Source organism: Arthrobacter pullicola, assembly GCF_014836875.1.
Taxonomy (GTDB): domain Bacteria; phylum Actinomycetota; class Actinomycetes; order Actinomycetales; family Micrococcaceae; genus Arthrobacter_B; species Arthrobacter_B pullicola.
Window position 1 is genome coordinate 564808 of the sequence record NZ_JACSQC010000002.1, and the last position, 19366, is coordinate 584173.

Below are 19366 nucleotides of genomic sequence, written 5' to 3' on the forward strand. Positions count from 1 at the left end.
GTGTCATAGCGCGCCCTTGCGTCGGGTTCCCCGGACCGCGAACTTTTGCTGCAGCAGCACGGCCAGCACAATGATCGCCCCCTTGGTGACGGCCTGCACCGAGGTGTCCAGGTTGTTCTGGGTAAACACATTGGTGAGAGTGCTGAAGAGCAGCACCCCCAGGACCGTGCCCACGATGGTTCCCCGGCCGCCGACCAGCAGCGTGCCGCCCACCACCACCGCGGCGATGGCGTCGAGTTCATAGTAGAGGCCGTGCGTTGAGGTGCCTGCGGTGGTGCGCGCCATCATCATGATTCCGGCAATGCCGGCAGTGAGGCCGGAGAGGATATACAGCCAGACAATGTGCCGTTTGACCCTGATGCCTGCGAGCCGGGCGGCTTCCAGGTTCCCGCCAATCGCTACCGTCCGGCGGCCGAAGGTAGTGCGGTTGAGCAGGAACCAGCCGATGGCGGCCACAACCGCGAAGATCCAGATCAGCAGCGGAACACCCAGCACGTTGGAGCGCAGCACCGCCAGGAAGTCGCGTTCGGTGACAATCTGCGTCCTGCGGCCGGAGATCAGTTCCGCGAGGCCCCGCGCGGCGACCAGCATGGCCAGGGTGGCGATAAAAGCCACGACGTTGCCGTAGGCGATGATGGTGCCGTTAACCAGTCCCGCCAGGGCCCCGACGGCGAGGGCCACTACGACCATCAGCAGCCAGCTGCTGTTCTGCGCAGCCAGCTGGACGGAGGCCAGGGTCGCCACCACCGTGGTCAGTCCCATGACAGAGCCGACCGAGAGGTCGATGCCGCCGGCGGTGATCACAAAGGTCATGCCGATGCAGATGACCCCAAGGATGGAGCCGTAGCTCAGGATGGTCAGCATGTTGTTGACGCTCATGAACTGGGAGCCGCTGGTGGCCGCACCAACCGCCACCAGCAGGGCCAGCGCGATGACCAGGCCCAGGCTTCGTGCACCCGACCCACCCAACATCCGGCGCCATCCCCCGCGGCGGGCCTCCGCCGGCGCGTCCTCTCCGCTGGGAGGCGGTTCCAGCGTTGTTGTGTTGTTCTCGCTCACGAGGCATTTCCTTTCAGGACGAGGTCGAGCACACCGTGCTCATCAATGTCGGCGGCGTCTCTCAATGCCAGGCTCCGGCCGGCGTCGAGCACCAGCACCCGGTCGGCCAGGCCGATGACCTCCTCAATCTCGCTGGAGACCACCACGATGGCCACGCCTTGAGCTGCGAGTTTGCGGATCAGTGAGTAGATTTCGGCTTTGGCGCCCACGTCCACGCCGCGGGTGGGCTCGTCCAGCAGCAGGATCCGGGTCCCGTGGATCAGCCAGCGGGCCAGCAGCACCTTCTGCTGGTTGCCGCCCGAGAGGGTCCTGGCCGGGCGGTCCGGATCCGCCGGCGTTAGATGAAGGGCCGTGGCCTGTTCCCGGGCCGCCTGTTTCTCGGCCCGTTCGTTCAGCAGCCCGCGGCGGGCAAACCGGGCGAAGGTGGAGAGCGTGGCGTTCTTGTAGATCGGTTCTTCCAGGATCAGGCCCTGGCTTTTCCGTTCTTCCGGGGATAATCCCATGCCCGCGTTGGTGGCGGCCCGCACTGAGCCTGGCCGCAGCTGCCTGCCCTGGACCAAGACGCTGCCGGTGCTGGCTTTGCGGGCACCGTAGATGGTTTCCAGGATTTCCGAGCGGCCCGACCCCACCAGTCCGGCCAGGCCCAGAATCTCCCCGGCCCGGACGGAAAAGCTGATGTCCTGAAAAGACCCAGACAGGCCCAGGTCCTGCACCTGGAGCAGCACCGGCGCCTCAGCCGGCAGCGGTTCCCGGGGCGGATAGACGTTGGTGGTTTCGCGTCCGGTCATCAGCCGGACCAGGTCACCGCGGGACACCGATTTCACCGGCAGCGAGGAGGCGGTGCTGCGGCCGTCCTTGATCACGGTGATCCTGCTGCCGATCTGGTCAATCTCCTCCAGCCGGTGCGAAATGTAGACGATCGCGATGCCCTGGGCGGTGAGCTGGCGGATCACCCGGAACAGGTTCGCGACTTCCCCGGAGTCCAGGATGGCGCTGGGCTCGTCCATGATGATCAGGCGGGCATTGCGGGACAGCGCCCGGGCCAGGCTGACAATCTGCTTGCCGGCGGCGGAGAGGCTGCCCACTTCCGTGCCCGGCGAAAGCTCCTGGTGGCCCAGCCGCTGCAGCAGGGTGCGGGTCTCCTGCCGGGCATCCCTGACCCGCAGCACTCCCCCGCGGGCATTTTCATGGCCCAGGAAAATGTTCTCCGTAACGTTCAGCCCGTCCACCACGTCCAGCTCCTGGTACATGGTGGCAATCCCCAGGTCCAGCGCCGCCGTCGGCGAGGCCAGGTCCACGGACTCGCCCTCCCAGCGGATCTCCCCACCGTCGGGCTGGTGCACACCGGAAAGCGCTTTGATCAGCGTGGACTTTCCGGCGCCGTTCTGGCCCAGCACGCAGTGCACCTCCCCCGGGAGCACCTCCAGATCAACCCCCTGCAGCGCCCGGACTCCAGCGAAGCTCTTGCTGAGATTCCGGACAACAAGCAGCGGCTTTACGGGTGTTGGGGCAGCGCTGGCCGTCGACATGGAAGGGAGCATACACACTTATGTCGATGACCAGTAGTATCTTGCAGTTTTTTCGGCGGACTTCTGTTAGTGTGACGGCCATCACGATGAGGTGCGGGGTGCGGAACAGTGCCTGCTTGCCTCTTCTGGACGTGCAAGACCCCATCAACGGAGGAGAAAACCATGCAGGCAGCACGCATGTCGGGCCGGAGGCAGCTCGTAACCACCGCGGCGTTCATCGCCGTCGGCGGGCTCGTCCTCACCGGATGTTCCAGCGGCGAAGAGACCAGCAGCGACCCGACCAACAATTCAGTGGAAGGCAACCAGGCCGAGGGCGACACCGTCGTTATCGGTTTCTCCGGTCCGGCTGCCGACCACGGCTGGCTCGGGGCCATCAACTCCGCGGCCCTCGCCGAAGCGGAGAAGCTCCCGGACGTTGAACTGCGGGTGGCGGAGGGCACCAACGACGCCAATCTCCAGATCAGCCAGGTGGAGCAGTTCATCAACGAGGGCGTGGACGCCATTGTCCTGCTGCCCACCGACGGCGCCGCACTGACCGACGTCGCCACCCGGGCCATGGAGGCCGGCATTCCGGTGATCAACGTGGACCGGGAGTTCTCCAGCCCGTTCGCCGCGCGCGCCACCGTCCTCGGCGACAACTACGGCATGGGGGTCAGCGCCGGAACGTACATCTGCGAGCAGGTGGGCGACCAGCCCGACGCCGTGGTCGCGGAAATCGCCGGCATCGATTCCCTGCCGCTCACCCAGGACCGCAGCGCCGGGTTCAAGGACGCATTGGAGGGCTGCGGGCTGGAGGTCAGCAACCGGGTGGCAGCTGACTTCACTGTCCAGGGCGGGGAGGCTGCTACTTCACAATTGCTCGCGGCTGCCCCGGAGATTGATGCGCTCTGGAACCACGACGATGATCAGGGCATCGGCGTCCTGGCCGCCATCGACGCCGCCGGGCGGGACGAGTTCATCATGGTCGGCGGGGCAGGATCCGCCAACGCCATGCGGGAGATCCAGTCCGGCGAGGGCGTGCTCAAGGCAACGATCATCTATCCCTCCACCCAGGCCGCAGACGGTATCCGGCTGGCCCGGCTGGTGGTCCAGGACAAGGCCATGAGCGATCTGGTGGAGATCGAGGTCCCCAACCGGGTTGTCCTCAACGCGCCCGTTGTCACCAGCGAGAACGTGGAGAAGTATCTTCCCACCGCGTTCGAGTCCTGAGTCCCGGTGCGGGCGGGGCGTTCCACGCTTGGGCTGCCCTGCCCGCCCGGGTCCACGCCGCCGGAGAACACAGCGGGAAGTCCGCGGAAACAGGAAACGAGGAGAGCGAATGGACGTCGACAAGCCACTGCGGGTGGCGCTGATAGGCCACGGATTCATGGGCGCGGCCCATTCCCAGGCGTGGCGGGTGGCCGGGAGGTTCTTCGATCTGCCGCGGCAGCCCCGGATGACGCTGCTGGTGGGCAGGGATGCCCGCCGCACGGAAGCCGCGGCCCGGAAGTGGGGTTGGGAGGAAACCTCCACGGACTGGGAGGAAGCGGTCCAGCGGGAGGACATCGACGTCGTCGACATCGTCACGCCGGGCGCCTCCCACGCGCAGATCGCCATCGCCGCACTGCAGGCAGGCAAGCACGTGCTGTGTGAGAAGCCGCTGGCCAACACCGTCCAGGAAGCGCAGGCCATGGCCGACGCCGCTGCCCGGGCAGCTGACCACGGCACCCGGGCGATGGTGGGGTTCACCTACCGCCGGCTCCCGGCCGCAACCCACGCCCGGGACCTGGTGGCAGCCGGTGCCGTTGGCACGGTGCGTCAGGTGCGGGCCGCCTATCTGCAGGACTGGCTGGTTGACGCCGAGGCGCCGCTGACCTGGCGGCTGGACCGGGACCAGGCCGGGTCCGGCGTGCTGGGCGACCTTGGCGCCCACGCCGTGGACCTGGCCCAGTACGTAACCGGCCAGCAGCTCACCGAGGTCAGCGGCACCCTGGAAACCCTGGTGGCTACCCGGCCGCTGCCGGCCGCAGCGGCCGCACCCGGCAGCACCGGGCTGGGCGCGGCGGCAGGCACCGGCGGGCGCGGACCGGTCACGGTGGATGACGCCGCCTATTTCAGCGGCCGTTTCTCCGACGGTGTCCTTGGTTCCTTCGAAGCCAGCCGGATGGCCACCGGCCGCAAGAACGCCCTGCGGCTGGAGGTTTCCGGCAGCCTCGGCGCCGTGCACTTTGATCTGGAGGACCTGAACTTCCTGGACTACTACGACTACACCGCCCCGCCCGCACGGCAGGGCTTCACCCGGATCATGGTCACCGAACCGGTGCATCCCTATGTCTCCGCGTGGTGGCCGGCCGGCCATTCGCTGGGCTATGAGCACGGTTTTGTCCACCAGGCCAAGGACTTCGTGGAGGCCATTGCCGCTGGAACCCAGCCCATGCCGTCGTTCGCTGACGGATTCCAGGTCCAGCAGGTGCTCGACGCCGTCTCCCGCAGTTCCGGTAAGTCCAGCGTCTGGACCCCGGTGCAGTAGCCCCCTTTCCCCTGACCCAAGGAGTACTTATGTCCCGCCCAGTCACCCTGTTCACCGGCCAGTGGGCCGATCTGCCCCTGGAGGAAGTTGCCCGGCTCGCGTCCGGCTGGGGTTACGACGGCCTGGAAATCGCCTGCTGGGGAGACCATCTGGACCCCTGGCGCTGGGATGATGAGGCCTATATCCAGGACCGGTTGGCGATCCTGGAGAAGTACAACCTCAGCGTGTACGCGATTTCCAATCATCTCAAGGGCCAGGCCGTGTGCGACGACCCGATCGACCAGCGGCACCGGGACATCCTCCCGGACCGGGTCTGGGGCGACGGCGAACCCGAGGGGGTCCGGCAGCGGGCTGCCGAGGAACTGAAGCACACCGCCCGGCTGGCCGCCGCCCTGGACGTGAAGACGGTCATCGGGTTCACCGGTTCCTCGATCTGGAAGTATGTGGCGATGTTCCCGCCGGTCTCCGCGGCGGCCATCGACGCCGGCTACCAGGACTTCGCCGACCGCTGGAACCCCATCCTCGATGTCTTCGACGAGGTGGGCGTGCGGTTCGCCCACGAGGTCCATCCCAGCGAAATCGCCTACGACTACTGGACCACCCAGCGGGCCCTGGAAGCGATCGGCCACCGGCCGGCGTTCGGACTGAACTGGGACCCCAGCCACTTCGTCTGGCAGGACCTGGATCCGGTCAGCTTCCTCTGGGACTTCCAGGACCGGATTTACCACGTGGACTGCAAGGACACGAAGAAGCGCCTGGGCAACGGCCGCAACGGCAGGCTCGGCTCCCACCTGCCCTGGGCCGACCCGCGGCGCGGCTGGGACTTCGTCTCCACCGGTCACGGCGACGTGCCCTGGGAGGACGCCTTCCGGATGCTCAACAGCATCGGCTACGACGGTCCGGTGTCCGTGGAATGGGAAGACGCCGGCATGGACCGCCTGGTGGGAGCGCCGGAGGCCCTGGCGTTCGTGCGGTCCCTGGCCCTCGATCCGCCGCAGGCTGCCTTCGACGCTGCCTTCTCCTCGCACTGACTTCCTCGCACTGGACTTTCTCCTCGCGCTGAACAGCAGGGACCCGGGGCCTTGGCCCCGGGTCCCTGCTGTGTTCGGTGCTTATGCCTCAGGGGCTGACTCCATGGCGGTTACTCCACGAAGATGCTGCCGACCAGGCGGGTGTCATTCACCGAGCTGCCCACGTAGATGGGCGCCTGTCCGGTGGGAGTCACCCAGCCGGCGGCGTCGTCCCAGTACTGCAGGGCCCGCGGGTCCAGATCGATGTTGACCGTCCCGGCTCCGCCCGGCGGCAGCGTGATGCTGCCGTAGCCGGCCAGCTGCCGGGCAGGCGTCGGAACACTCGTGGGCAGGTTGCCCACATACACCTGCACGGTTTCCTCACCCTCACGAGTGCCAAGGTTGATCACCTGCGCGGCCACGGCGGCTTCCGGTGCCGGACCCGCCTCGACCACCGGGGTGGTAAACAGGTTGCCGTACTGGAACCGGGTGTAGGAAAGTCCGTGACCGAAGGGGAAGAGCGGAATGACATCCCGGCTGGTGTAGGCCTTGTAACCCACAAACACTCCGTCGACATACGGCACCTGCGGCTCCAGCTGCTCAATCAGCAGGAAGGGATTCTCCACACCCACCGATGCCGCCTGTTCCTCGCTGACCGGGAAGGTCACCGGCAGTTTGCCGGACGGGTTGGCATCGCCGTACAGCAGCGCGGCCACCGCCAGTCCCTGTGCCTGTCCCGGGTACCAGGTTTCCAGTACGGCCGGCACCTGGTCGATCCAGGGCATGGTCACCGGTCCGCTGGTGGCCAGCACCACGATGGTGTTCGGATTCACCGCCGAGACGGCCCGGATCAGGCGGTCCTGGTCCTGCGGCAGGGTCAGGGAGCCGCGGTCGGCTGCTTCACCGGTGTAGTCGCGGGCAACGATGACGGCGGTGCTGTTGCGTGAGGCCACCTCGACTGCTTCCTGGATGGCCGGTGAGTTGGCGTCCTCCGGCGCGTACCAGCCCAGGCGCATCATGGCTCCCGGCTGGTCATTGAGTCCGCCGTCGAATTGGTTCTCCGCGTCCGTGGTGTACTCCACCCGGATCGGAACTTCCTGACCTTCGGCCATGTTGATCGCCGCTTCCGTGGTGCCGAACGGCTGTGCGGGAGCGGTGGTCACCAGGGTGCCGTCGATGTACAGCCGGGCGGTGCCCAGATGCGTCATGGTCAGTGTGTAGTCCCCGGTCGCCGGTGCCACGAGGGTTCCGGTCCAGACTGCGGACATCGGCGCCGCCACCAGCGGGATCGGCAGTCCCGGCACCTGCGAGGTGTTGATCGTGTCGGCCGAGATTCCGGTCCGCAGGTTGACCTGCAGTTCGTCCCGGGCCAGCACGGGTTCGCCCTCGAAGTTCTCGATCCCGCTGCGGTATTCGGCCTGCACGTTGGTCAGCACCGTGCTGGGGATCGGGGGCGGGCCGGGCAGTGTATCGCCCAGGGACACCGGGTCGGTGCCCTGTGCGTATTCCACTGTGGCGCCTGCTCCGGCCCGGGCGGTGATGCCGTCCAGGATGGTGGTCAGCTGCGCCGGATTGGGAATCGCTCCGGAACCGCCGCCGTCGATGTACCAGTCGGCGTCGGACCCGATGACCGCCACAGATGGTGTGGAGGACGCCAGGGGCAGCGCGCCGCCGTCGTTCTTCAGCAGCACCGCGGCGTCCTCGGCAATATCCTGGGCGATTACCGCGTGCGCTTCGAGCATGTTGGCGGGAACCGGCACTTCGGTGGGTTGCGGATTGACGAAGGATCCCGGAGGCGGGTTATCGAAGATGCCCTTGGCGAACATGGTCAGCGCCACCCGCCGGGCGGCGTCGGTGACCCGCAGTTCGGAAACTTCGCCGCTCTGCACCGCGGCCAGCAGTGCCGGCCCGGAGAATTCCAGGCCCGGGCCGGACACGTCCAGTCCTGCCGCGTAGTCCGCGAAGCTGTGCGCGGCATTGAAGTCGGAGGATACAAATCCGGCGAAGCCCAGCTGGCTCTTCAGGATCTGGTTCAGCAGCCTGTCGTTGCCGCAGGCATACTCTCCGTTGACCTGGTTGAAGGAGCACATCACGGCACCCGGATCGGCGTCGTTGATCAGCTTTTCCCAGGGCCGGGTGTAGGTTTCCTGCAGGGTCCGCTCATCGACCAGCACGTTCACGTGGCCGCGCCTGGTCTCGAAGTTGTTCAGGTTGTAGTGCTTGACCAGGGCGGAGATGCTGGCGCCCTGCTCGCCCTGCACCTGTGCGGCGGCCATGGCACCGCTGAGCAGAGGGTCCTCCCCCAGGTCCTCCCACATCCGCCCGTTATAGGGGGTGCGGACAAGGTCCATGGTGGGTCCGGCCAGGGCGTTCCAGCCGGTGGCCCGGGCTTCCTCCCCACCCACGGCACCGTACGCCCGGGCGTAGGACTCATCGAAGGTCGAGGCCAGCCCGACGCCGACCGGCAGCCCGGTAGTCACGGTGTCCTCGAGGGCCAGACCACAGCAGCCATCCTTGCTGCGGATGGCCGGCAGGCCGAGTTCCGGAACACCAGGGCCGCCGGACTGGATCAGGTAGCTCACTTTCTGCTCCAGGGTCATCGCGTTGACGACCAGGTTGGCCCGCAGCCCCGGCGACAGGCTGGGGTCCCGCCACGGCTGGTCTTCCTGGAGCGGTGCCGGCGGTGCGGCCTGCTCCACGGCAGCCGGTTCTGCGTCAGGGAGTTCGGCGGCGCCGGCCGCCGGGAGGAAACTGGTGGTTGCTAGCAGGGTTCCCGCCAGCAGGGCGATCCCCCTTGTGAGTATTCGGTGTCTGGGGTTTCGGCTACTTTGGCTGCGATGCAGTGGTGGAGCGCTGGCTTTGCTTTTTAGCTGCATGGTGGTTCCCTCATACGGGCCGCGTTCACCCCCTGGGCGCGGCGGCTACCGCTTGGATTCCGCAGTGTGACCTGTGCGGGTGATGAACGGCGGGACCACGTCGGCATTCTGACAGGCTTGGCCTTCCCCCAGCTTGGGTGCTCCCTACCGCTGCTCCCGCCGACCCCACATGCTGATGCGGCGGGTGCAGGATGGACGGTATGAGTGGGTTCGGGAGCGGTCAACCGAGGTTGGCGGTGCCGGGGGCTTGGGAGCGCGATTGGCTCCGGGGTGTTGTGGGGGTGACGCGGGCGTCGGGCGGCGTAGTGGGGCGGCTGGGGACGGGGCTGGTGCGGGCGATGGTCAGCAGACCAGACTCTCCATGCGCTCCGTCCGCGCCCTTGGCCAGGATCTGGCCGCCTCCAACGTGCAGATATGGCGACTTCCGCGCACAGAAAGTCGCCATATCTGCACACCCAGCAAGAGCCAAGTCGCCATACCTGCACATCCAGCGGAAGCAGTCCGCCCCGGCGCCCCACCGAACCGCCAAGCCGCCAAGCCGCCAAGCCGCCAAGCCACCGAACCACCAAGCCGCCAGGCCACCGACAGCGCCACACAAGACGCCATATCTACTCTCGTGAGTCGCGGCCGCCCTCTTGTTCGGCCCGCGCGCGACCCGACCTCAGCCCCGTCCCGGCGCCAGCCCGGCCCGGGTCCGCGTCCCGCCCCGTCCCGTCCCAGCCCTGGTCCGGCCCCACGCCCCATCCCGGCGCCAGGCATCCCGAAACTAGGACCAGTGAATCGGCACCGTAAGCCGGCGCTGCTCCGGCGTCGCGAGTCCGGGCACCTCGAGGCCGCGGTCCTGCAGGCCGCGCTGCTCGAGCAGGTGCAGCAGCATTTCCACGGCCTGCCGGCCAATTTCGACGCCGTCCACGTCCACGGAGGGAACACCGGCGGAGCCCAGCGCGCGGGCAATCCGGGCATCGCCGCTGACCACCATGTCCTGCGGCACGTCGATGCCGCGCAGCCGCAGGGCGTACATCAGGCCCAGGGCGATCGGTGAGGCGTAGACCAGGACGGCGGTGGCACCGGAGGCCAGCACCTCGTCGACCAGCCGGATCCCGCTTTCCGCCAGCGGCGGCAGCGGACCGAGCACGGTCAGGTCCGCCCGGCCGGCCAGCGCCTGCGTGATGGCGCGCGTGCGCATGCTGTCCGGCCAGGAACCCTCGGGCCCGCCGACGTACGCGATCCGGGTGTGGCCGCGGTCCGCAAGTGCTCCGGCCAGCCGGCCGAACGCCGCCGCGGTGTCCGCCACGACCGACGGCATGCCGGAGACTTCGCGTTCGATCAGCACCGTGGGAGCCAGGGACGCAGCGTGCCGGACCACATCCTGGCTGGCTTGGGAGGCGTTCAGGATCAGGCCGTCCACCTGCCCGGCCAGCCGGTCCATGCCGCGCTGGTCCGCCGCGGAGGCCAGCCCGCTGACGGCAATGGTGAGGTGGTTCCCGGAGTCCTCCGCCGCGGCCTGCGCACCCTCAATGATCGGGGCGAAGAAGGTGTTCTGCAGGCTGGGGACCACCAGGGCCAGCAGCCCGGTGCGGCCGCGGGCCAGGGCGCGGGCGATCCGGCTGGGCTGGAAACCCAGGGACTCGGAGGCAGCGCGGACCCGTTCAATGGTCTCGCGGGCCACCAGTTCGGGCCGGCCCAGGGCACGGGAAGCGGTCGCCTTGGAAACGCCTGCGAGCGCGGCGACGTCGTCCAGTGTTGCCATTGTTCCCCCTGATATCCCTGACGCGTAACTCTACCGCCGGGTGGGTGGCGTGGGCCGCATATGAAGCCGGTTAACAAACCGGAAACACGATCCTAATAGGGTAAGGTGCAATCGGTTCCACAACCGGTTTCATTCACGCGGTTGTTAACCGTTGATTGATTGTCCGTCCGATCGTTTCGTCTGCTCTGGCCGAACCGGTCCGCCCATATTGATTCGGGGATAACGCCGTATGCTGCGCAGACCCAAGCTCCTGATTGCGCCGGGAGCCGTTGTGCTGGTGCTGGGATTCGCCGTCCCCGCGCTGATCATGATTTTCAGCCCGCCCGGCTCCGGCCCAGCCGAAGTCCTCGACCGGCTCTGGCAGATGCTGGGCGATCCGTATGATCTGGCGATCATCGGCCGCACCCTGGTCTACGGTCTCACCGTCACCGTCCTGTGCATCGTCCTGGGGTTCCCCATTGCGTTCCTGCTGGCGCGGTCCACCTCCCGGTTCGCCGGCGTCTGGCTGGCCCTGGCCATCTTCCCGCTGTTGCTGAGCAACGTGGTCCGCACCTTCGGCTGGCTGGTTATCCTGGGCAGTAACGGCGCCGTCGGCCAGCTGATCGTCGCCCTGGGCCTCAGCGACCGCGGTCCGCAGCTGCTCTACACACCGCTGGCGGTGATCCTGGGCATGCTGCAGCTGTTCCTGCCGCTGGCGATCATCACCATCTACTCGGCGATCGCGCAGGTGGACCGCAACCTGGACGACGCCGCCCGCGGCCTGGGTGCCACCCGCACCCGGACCCTGTGGACCGTCGTCGCACCGCTTTCCCTGCCGGGCATCGTTGTCGCTGCCACGCTCGTCTTCGCCGGTGCGGCCACCGCCTACACCACGCCGTATCTGCTCGGCGGCACCGGACAGCGGGTGCTTTCCACCCAGCTGTTCACCTATTCCTCGGTGACCGTTGACTGGCAGGCGGCCTCGGCCACGGCCCTGATCATGACGGTGCTGGTCTTCCTGGTCTCCGGACTGTCCACTGTGCTTGGCTCGCGAAAGGGCAGGGTCGAGTGAAAACCCGTCAACTGAAAACCCGCCGGATGCAGTCCCGTCCAGTCCTGCTCACCCTTGCCGTCATCGGCTACATCATCATGATCGTGCCCATCCTGTTCGTGGTGATGACCTCCTTCACCGCCGGCCGCACGCTGGCGTTCCCGCCCACCGGTTTCTCGCTGCAGTGGTTCGAGAAGGCGCTCAAGTACGGGCCCTTTATGGAATCGCTGACCTCCTCGCTGCTGCTGGCGGTGGTGGCCACCGTGCTGGCCCTGCTGCTCGGGGTGCCCGTGGCCCTGGCCATTGCGCGCAGCAAGCTGGCCGGCAAAAGCGCCATCCAGACCTTCTTCGCCTCGCCGCTGATTGTGCCGGAGCTGGTGATCGGCCTGGCGCTGTACCAGCAGCTGGTCATCACGCTGCGGGCGGATACCTTCTGGGTGCTGCTGATCGGCCACGTGGTCATCCTGATGCCGTACACCGTCCGGGTCACCGGCTCCACCCTGGTGCTCAGCGACCTCAGCATTGAAGACGCCGCCCGCGGCCTGGGCGCGACGCCGCTGCACACCTTCCGCACCGTGACCCTGCCGCTGATGCGGCCGGGCCTGATCTCCGCCGCGCTGCTGAGCTTCATCACCTCGTTCAACAACGTGCCGCTGTCCCTGCTGCTGCAAAGCCGGGATTTCAGCACCTTCCCGATCACCATGCTGGATTACGTCCAGCAGTCCTACGACCCCATGATCGCCGCCATGTCCACGCTGATCATGGCCGGCACCGTCATCATCGCCATCATCGCCGAGCGGACCGTGGGCTTCGCCAAAATCTTCGGAGGTATCAACTCGTGAGCACGCCCGCAGCAGAATTCGTGAACGTGAGCCAGAACTACGGCAGTTCCCTGGCGGTGGATTCCATCAACCTGCAGATTGAGGAGGGGAAGCTGACCACCCTGCTCGGTCCCAGCGGCTGCGGCAAAACCACCAGCCTGCGCATGCTGGCCGGTTACCTGCAGCCCACCGCCGGGCAGATCATCATCGGCGGCTCCGACGCCACCGGGCTTCCGCCGGAGAAGCGGAACCTGGGCATGGTCTTCCAGTCCTATGCGCTCTTCCCACACCTGACCATCGCTGACAACGTGGGCTACGGCCTGAAGCTGCGCAAGGTGCCGGCGGCGGAGCGCAAGGCCCGGATCGCCGAATGCCTGGACATGGTGGGCCTGGGCCACCTGGCCGACCGCAAGCCGAAGGCCCTCTCCGGCGGCCAGCAGCAGCGCGTGGCGCTGGCCCGCGCGATCGCCATCCGGCCCCGGCTGCTGCTGCTCGATGAGCCGCTGTCCAACCTGGACGCCCGGCTGCGGGTGCAGATGCGCGCCGAGATCCGCCGGATCCAGGCCGAAACCGGACTGACCGTGGTGCTGGTGACGCACGACCAGGACGAGGCCCTGGAGATGTCCGATTCCATGGTCCTGATGCGCGCCGGAAAGATCGAGCAGACCGGTTCCCCGGCAGAGGTCTTCACCCGTCCGGCCAGCCGGTTCGCCGCCGACTTCCTGGGCTACGAGAACTTCCTGGAACTGCCCGGCCGCGGCCTGGCCACCATCCGCCCGGAGCACCTGCACCTTGCCGCGCCAGGACAGCCGGCCGACGGCGGCGGGCTGGCGCTGGACGCCGTCGTCACCTCGGTGGCCTACCGCGGCACGGACGAGATTGTCACGGCCGACGCCGGCGGAACCCTGCTGAAAGTCTCGGTGCACCGCAATTCGCAGAGCGCCTCCCTGCCGGCGCTGCGCCCGGGCGATCCGGTCCGGATCACCGCCAGCGGCGGGGACATTGTGGACCTGCCCGACGACGTCGTGCCCTCCCCGGTCAGCGCGCCCCGCGCGGCTGCGGCTCCCGCCTCCCCGGCGGCCTAAAGCCGGGCGGGGGCCTGCTGGTTTTCCCCCAAACCGGCTGGCTCCCGCCCTTCCCAGGTCCAACCCGACCTCTTTGCCCTGAACTTCCCGATTGCCCTGAACCTACGCGGCGCACCTGTGCCGGGTACCACCGAAAGGAAACGAATCACCATGTCACTCCCCCGCAACCGCGCAGCCAAGCTGGCTGCTGCTGCCTCGGTGACCGTCAGCGCCGCCCTCGTCCTGTCCGGCTGCGGTGCCTCCGGCGATGCTGCCGGGGAGTCCCGGACCCTGGTCCTGAGTGCCTTCCCGTTCGGTGTTGAGCCGTTTGAGGAGGCCGTGGTGAAGCCGTTTGAAGCGAAGACCGGCATCAACGTGGAGATCGAGACCGGTTCCAATGCTGACCGGCTCTCCTCCCTGGACCTGGCCGGCGGGGATGCCGGCATCGACGTGATGCTGATGTCCGATTTCTACGCCGCCATGGGCGAGGAAAAGGGCCTGTTCCAGGCCGTTGACGCCGAAAAGGTTCCGAACCTGGAGAACATCGCGGACTTCGCCGTGTCCGATGACTTCTCCGGCCCGTCCTACAGCTACCAGCTCAACGGTGTGATGTACCGGACCGCTGACGTGAGCGCTGAGAAAGCCGCCAGCTGGGACCTCTACGGGGACAAGAGCTACGCCGGCCGGCTGGCCTTCCCGGACATTTCCACCACCGGCGGCCAGCTGTCGGTGACCGCTGCAGCCTCCACCTACGGCTCGGACCCGTACGACATTGACGCCGCTCTGGAAACGATCGGCGGCTGGGCTCCGAACATCCTGAAGTTCGTCTCCTCCTCCACCGAAATCACCAACCTGCTGGTACAGGGCGAGATTGTTGCCTCCCCCACGCTGAACGGTTTCGCCACGGATCTGATGGCCTCCGGCGAGCCGGTGGCCTGGACCGCCACCGATACCGGCCGCTACATGGCCACCAACCGGGTGCTGATCCCGTCCGGTGCCAAGAACGTGGACGCCGCGCACGAATTCATCGACTACCTGCTCTCCGCCGAAGCGCAGACCGCGTCCGCGGAACTGGTTGGCGACCTGCCGGTGAACCCGGACGCCACCGTGCCGGACTCGCTGACCGCCGTCGTCGGCGATATTGCCGAAGACCCGATCGCCGCAGGTTTCTCCACCCTGGACTTCGCCACCATCGTCGCGAACTACGACTCCTGGGTAGACCGCTTTGCCCGTGAGGCCTCTTCCAAGTAATCCCCGGGGCCCAGCCCCGGTCCATCCGCAGCATTGAAAGTCAGGACGCATGACCAGCACTGAAACCCAGCCCGGCCCGGCCCAGGCAGCCCAGGAAGCCACGGCCCTGCAGCAGTTCGCTGCCCGGCTGCCGAAGACGGACCTGCACTGCCACCTCATCGGCACGGTCCGGGCCACCACCTTCGCCGAGCTGGCCGCCAAGGCGGGCCTGGAGCTGCCGGAGGACCCGGAGACGATCTTCGCGAACATCTCCTCCGTGATGCGGGACTTCACCCCGTACGAGAATGCCCGGATTCCGATTGTGGAGGACTACTCCCTGGACCCCGACGGCGAGAGGTACTCCCTGTTCCAGGCCTCCGACTGGGTGATGCAGTCCCTGACCGAGGCCGCTGACCTCACCCGCATCACCTACGAGGCGTTTGAGGCCGCGCACCGGACCAGCAACACCCGCCACCTGGAGCTGTTCATCGACGATGTTCCGCCGAACCTCACGGAGCTGGGCTACGCCGGCTGCGTGGAGGCGTATGCGGAGGGCATCCGGATGGCCGAGCGGGACTTCGGCATGAGCGGCCGGCTGATCGTCGGAATCGACCGCAGCAAGGACGGCGCCTATGCCGTGCGGCGCGTGCAGCAGATCCTGAACGCTCCGCACGAGTACGTGGTGGGAATTGGTCTGGACAACCTGGAGACCGCCGGCCCGCCGGAGCGTTTCGAGGCTGCCTACCAGCTGGCCGGTAAGGGCGGCCTGAAGCGCACCGCGCACTCCTCGGAGCACGCTCCGGTGGCGGTCAACACGATCACCTGCCTGGATGTGCTGGGCTGCGACCGGATCGATCACGGCTATTTCGTGATGGAGGACGACGCCGTGATCGCCCGGGTGCGCGAGGACCAGACTCCGTTCACCGGCATCTTCACCACCTCCCGCCGGTCCTGGCGTCCGTGGAGGCGTGCCTCGATCAAGGCCATGGTCGACGCCGGCCTGAACGTTATCCTCGCCTCGGACGATCCGGGGATGTTCCCCACGAACCTGGCGAACGAATACCGGATTGCCGTCGACGACCTCGGCCTGGACCGTGCCTGGCTGCGGAAGTCGGCGCTGGCCGGTGCGGACGCGTGCTGGCTGCCGGACGCGGAGAAGGCAGCGCTGAAGGCGTCCATGACGGCGGAGATTGATGCGCTGGAGAAGGAGCTGTTTGGGTAGTTTTTAGCTGCTGAACTGAGTTGACAAACAAGAGCCGCCCGGTGGTGATCCGGGCGGCTCTTCTTGTCGGAATAATCTCGGCAGCGAACGAATCCAGCGATAATGTGGACCGCTATGTTTTCGACTCGAGGGGCGAAGCTGAAGCCGTCGGAACCGGTGTTCACCTTTCGGTGAGGGTGTTCTGCCAGTGGTCCTGCCAGTTTCCATAGAGGGAATCGGGATAGCGATATTCTGCAGGATAGGTATCGCCGCGGCTGCTCCCGATATTGCCGTTATCCAGGAGTTCCGCCAGTGTTTTGACCTTATAGGCATTGTGGCCCCTCTGCCTTGTGGTTATTTGTCCCGCCGTACTGGAGTACTTGCGGTAGCGGCGCCTTCCAGAGACCTCGACTCGATACCCGGAGGGACTGTATTCCCAAACCGAGCCTGCAGATGTATTCATTGTGCTTTCTCCTTCTATTGGGTGTCTGAGTTGGGCGGGGACTTATCTATTGGTCGATCCCGCGCAGAACGAAAGTGTTGACGCAGGGGTACATCTTCAGCAGTTTCAGCAGGTTGTCCAGAAGCTCGGGGTCGTGCGGTTGCCCGTCCATCTTGGTGAGGTCCACCCGCCGCATCTCGTGCGGAAAGCAGATTTTCAGCTGGTGTTGGCCGGGATAGGAACCCCCTACTGGAGTCGTTATGGCCTCTGCCCAGTCCGCAAGCAGATTTAGGCGCGTCAGTTCCTGCAAATTGGAGGGAGGGGTTCCGTAGACGTCGGCCAGCCCACTCCAGGTATCTATCAATGCCCGCCTGGGATCTTCGGGCGCAAAGTCCGCATATGGGGACAGCTCCAGTTCCAGAATGTCCATCACGAGGGAATTCGGCATGATCCGGGCACCCGGATGCCCCTTCGCCAGATAGCGGTCAACTCGTCCAGCGACAACTCCCAGCTGACACAGCCACTCTTTTCCCGTGGTGGTCATGACACCGTTTCGCTGCAGGCCGGGAACCTTTTGCCTGAGCGACCAATCGATGAATGGTGCGTACGGGTGCTCCATGGGAGTTCCTTTCAGAGGAGTTGAGGGCAAAGAAAAACCCCCGGCGGGGTGCCGGGGGTGTGTGGTTAAACAAAAAAGACCGCCTTGATGGGCGGTCGCGCTGTCCTGCTTTGAAACCTGGAGGTTTGGTTCTTACTTCATTATCCCACGAACTTCCGTTACATCCGAACGAAATCGCGTCGGGCTTGGGCGGCTTTCCTATCGTCCAACAATTCAATTATTGTCCAACTTCCGGGACACATCCAAGCTGCCCTCGCCTCTTGAGGTCCCCCGCTCCGCTATTCCCGCGGAAACACGGAGCACGGCACCACGCACTGTCATCGAGGCCGGATGTTCGGTCCCCGTTAGCGGTTCGGCACTGACCCTAGGTATGGACCGCATTTGGGTAATCCCCACCAGCAACTGCAGAGGGGCCGCCCGGGAGATAGCATCCGGGCGGCCTTCCTGTATTTCAGGGGGATTCTTAAGCGTCCGAACACGGCTTCACGCAGCTTCGCGGGAGGACATACGGTTCCTGCGGCAGCCCGTTGCTGCCCTAGGCTTCCGGTCACTGACACAACTTCTTTGGGAGCTCCCTTGGCAGCATCACAACCGCGTTCCGGCGACCCCTTCGACTACGCCGTCGTGGGCGCGGGCCTGGCCGGCGCGGCAACTGCCTGGCGGATTGCCCAGCGCGGCCACGGCGTTGCGATCCTGGAACGCAGCGAGCCCGCCAACAGCGCCGGGAGTTCCCACGGCTCCGCCCGGATCTTCCGGTACGCCTACGAGGATCCGTTCTACACAGGTCTGGTCCAGTCCGCCGCCGCCGGTTGGAAGGAACTGGAGACGGCGCACGGAGCGCCGCTGATTCGCCCCACCGGGTGCCTGGATTTCGGGGAGGAACATGCCCCGAAGCGGTTTGCCGCTGGCCTGGAGGAGGCGGGTGTAACCCGCGAGCTGCTGTCTAAGGAAGAGGCCTCCGCGCGGTGGCCGCAGTTCGCCTTCACCACCGACGTGCTCTGGCACCCTGGCGCCGGCGTTATTGATGCCGAAGGTGCGGTCCACGCCATGGTGGCAGCCGCCGTCGCGCATTCGGCGACCCTGCTGACCGGATGGACCGTGGCCTCCGTGACCAAATCCGGGGCAGCCTACGCCCTGACCAGCAGCGACGGCCGGACGCTGGATGCCCGCAACGTGGTCATCGCCGCCGGCGGCTGGCTGCCTGGCCTGCTGGGGAACCTGGACCTGCCACGCGCGTTCCTCCGATCCCTGCCCGCCTTCGAGGTCCGGCAGGAGACGGCCTTCCACTTCCCGTACCGCGACCAGCCGGCACCGGAAACCCCGTGGCCCACCTTCATTCATAAGGCCGGTGGGATGCAGGTCTATGGCCTGCCCGGCGGGCGCGACGCCGGGAACCGCGGCCAGAAGGTCGCCGAGTACAACGGCGGCAAGGTGCTCCCCGATGCCGCCTCTCAGGACGGAAAAATCGATCCCGCCCACCGCCGGCGGATGGTCGACTACGTCGCGCACAATCTTCCCGGCCTGGTCCCGGAGCCCTACGCCGAAACGACCTGCCTGTTCACGAACACGCCCACGGAGGACTTCGTGATCGACCGGGCGGAGGGCATCACGGTTCTCTCGCCCTGTTCCGGGCACGGCGCCAAGTTCGCCCCGCTGCTGGGTGCGCTGGCTGCTGATCTGGCCAGCGGCGCCGGCACGGTTCCCGCGCGGTTCCGACCCAGCACCGGTAGGGAATAGCCCGGTTCCGCCGGGAACAGCACGCGCTGGGCGCTCCTCAGGGTCAGCCCTCGCCAGGGTCAGCGACGGCGGTCCCGGGTCCGGGCCGGGGCTCGAGGAACCGCCGCGTACCGGCCCGGGCGAGCATCAGCACCACAATGAGCGCGGTCACCAGGAAGAACCCGCCCAGGTGGACGCTGCCGCGGAAGACGACGGCCGTCAGCTCGAGGACCAGGAACTTGCTTCCCGGCAGGACCAGCAGGAGCATCGCGGCGCTCACCGCCCGCCTCGGTCCCGGCTGGCCGGACCGCAGCCGCTGAAGCAGCCGCGTTTTCGCCCAGACGACCGCTTCCAGCACCACCTTGAGCAGCACCGCGGTCAGGAGGGTGATCAGGAATGACTCGGTAATCACTGCAGGAAAGAACTGCACGAACAGGCCCAGCACCACGGTGTAAGCGAAGACGTCCACTACGTCGAGGGGCCCCAGCTGTTTCATGGGGCGAGTGTAGG

The 19366-nt window shown here is 66.7% G+C and carries 16 protein-coding genes; 9 read left to right on the forward strand and 7 right to left on the reverse strand.

Features of this window, described 5'->3' with window-relative positions; translation table 11 throughout:
* Positions 1-3: 3 nt before the first annotated feature.
* The gene (locus H9638_RS05880; RefSeq protein ID WP_404799632.1) at positions 4-1059 is read right to left on the reverse strand and encodes an ABC transporter permease; all 1056 of its coding nucleotides are present in this window, start codon (positions 1057-1059) and stop codon (positions 4-6) included.
* Positions 1056-2588, reverse strand: a complete 1533-nt coding sequence (locus tag H9638_RS05885; protein WP_225217016.1) for a sugar ABC transporter ATP-binding protein — start codon at positions 2586-2588, stop codon at positions 1056-1058. The genes H9638_RS05880 and H9638_RS05885 overlap by 4 nt, the downstream gene beginning before the upstream one ends.
* Before the next feature lie 162 nt (positions 2589-2750).
* Between H9638_RS05885 and H9638_RS05890 the strand changes: the two genes are divergently transcribed.
* From H9638_RS05890 to H9638_RS05900, 3 genes are all read left to right on the forward strand, one after another.
* The gene (locus H9638_RS05890) at positions 2751-3797 is read left to right on the forward strand and encodes a substrate-binding domain-containing protein (RefSeq protein ID WP_191746248.1); all 1047 of its coding nucleotides are present in this window, start codon (positions 2751-2753) and stop codon (positions 3795-3797) included.
* Positions 3798-3906: 109 nt separating this feature from the next.
* Entirely contained in the window at positions 3907-5097 is a 1191-nt protein-coding gene (locus tag H9638_RS05895) for a Gfo/Idh/MocA family protein (RefSeq protein ID WP_191746249.1), read from the forward strand.
* Positions 5098-5126: 29 nt separating this feature from the next.
* A complete protein-coding gene (locus H9638_RS05900) occupies positions 5127-6128 on the forward strand; it encodes a sugar phosphate isomerase/epimerase family protein (protein WP_191746250.1) in 1002 nt (333 codons plus the stop codon).
* A 110-nt stretch (positions 6129-6238) separates the two neighbouring features.
* Here H9638_RS05900 and H9638_RS05905 read toward each other — a convergent pair whose 3' ends face one another.
* Entirely contained in the window at positions 6239-8806 is a 2568-nt protein-coding gene (locus H9638_RS05905; RefSeq protein WP_191746251.1) for a beta-glucosidase H, read from the reverse strand.
* 943 nt (positions 8807-9749) lie between these two features.
* Positions 9750-10733: a LacI family DNA-binding transcriptional regulator gene (locus H9638_RS05910; protein ID WP_191746252.1), complete on the reverse strand. Its 984-nt coding sequence runs from the start codon at positions 10731-10733 to the stop codon at positions 9750-9752.
* A gap of 229 nt (positions 10734-10962) precedes the next feature.
* On the opposite strand from H9638_RS05910, the gene H9638_RS05915 reads away from it, so the two are divergent.
* The 5 genes from H9638_RS05915 to H9638_RS05935 all read left to right on the forward strand — a co-directional run bounded on the left by H9638_RS05915 (position 10963) and on the right by H9638_RS05935 (position 16100).
* Positions 10963-11784 carry an ABC transporter permease gene (locus tag H9638_RS05915; protein ID WP_191746253.1) on the forward strand — a complete coding sequence of 274 codons (822 nt, stop codon included), beginning with the start codon at positions 10963-10965 and terminating at the stop codon, positions 11782-11784.
* A 26-nt stretch (positions 11785-11810) separates the two neighbouring features.
* Complete coding sequence (locus tag H9638_RS05920) at positions 11811-12605, forward strand: ABC transporter permease (RefSeq protein ID WP_191746254.1); 795 nt, start codon at positions 11811-11813, stop codon at positions 12603-12605.
* Positions 12602-13669, forward strand: coding sequence for an ABC transporter ATP-binding protein (locus H9638_RS05925; RefSeq protein WP_191746255.1), 1068 nt, complete (start codon positions 12602-12604; stop codon positions 13667-13669). Before H9638_RS05920 ends, H9638_RS05925 begins: the two co-directional genes overlap by 4 nt.
* A gap of 150 nt (positions 13670-13819) precedes the next feature.
* A complete protein-coding gene (locus tag H9638_RS05930; protein ID WP_191746256.1) occupies positions 13820-14899 on the forward strand; it encodes an ABC transporter substrate-binding protein in 1080 nt (359 codons plus the stop codon).
* A 49-nt stretch (positions 14900-14948) separates the two neighbouring features.
* Entirely contained in the window at positions 14949-16100 is a 1152-nt protein-coding gene (locus H9638_RS05935; protein ID WP_191746257.1) for an adenosine deaminase family protein, read from the forward strand.
* Positions 16101-16260: 160 nt separating this feature from the next.
* Here the strand turns inward: H9638_RS05935 and H9638_RS05940 are convergent, their stop codons facing one another.
* The gene (locus H9638_RS05940; protein WP_191746258.1) at positions 16261-16542 is read right to left on the reverse strand and encodes a hypothetical protein; all 282 of its coding nucleotides are present in this window, start codon (positions 16540-16542) and stop codon (positions 16261-16263) included.
* A gap of 46 nt (positions 16543-16588) precedes the next feature.
* Positions 16589-17140 carry a hypothetical protein gene (locus tag H9638_RS05945; protein ID WP_191746259.1) on the reverse strand — a complete coding sequence of 184 codons (552 nt, stop codon included), beginning with the start codon at positions 17138-17140 and terminating at the stop codon, positions 16589-16591.
* A gap of 576 nt (positions 17141-17716) precedes the next feature.
* On the opposite strand from H9638_RS05945, the gene H9638_RS05950 reads away from it, so the two are divergent.
* Positions 17717-18877 carry an FAD-dependent oxidoreductase gene (locus tag H9638_RS05950; protein ID WP_191746260.1) on the forward strand — a complete coding sequence of 387 codons (1161 nt, stop codon included), beginning with the start codon at positions 17717-17719 and terminating at the stop codon, positions 18875-18877.
* Between the two features lie 43 nt (positions 18878-18920).
* On the opposite strand, the gene H9638_RS05955 is transcribed toward H9638_RS05950, so the two are convergent.
* Complete coding sequence (locus tag H9638_RS05955) at positions 18921-19352, reverse strand: hypothetical protein (protein ID WP_191746261.1); 432 nt, start codon at positions 19350-19352, stop codon at positions 18921-18923.
* Between the last annotated feature and the right edge of the window lie 14 nt (positions 19353-19366).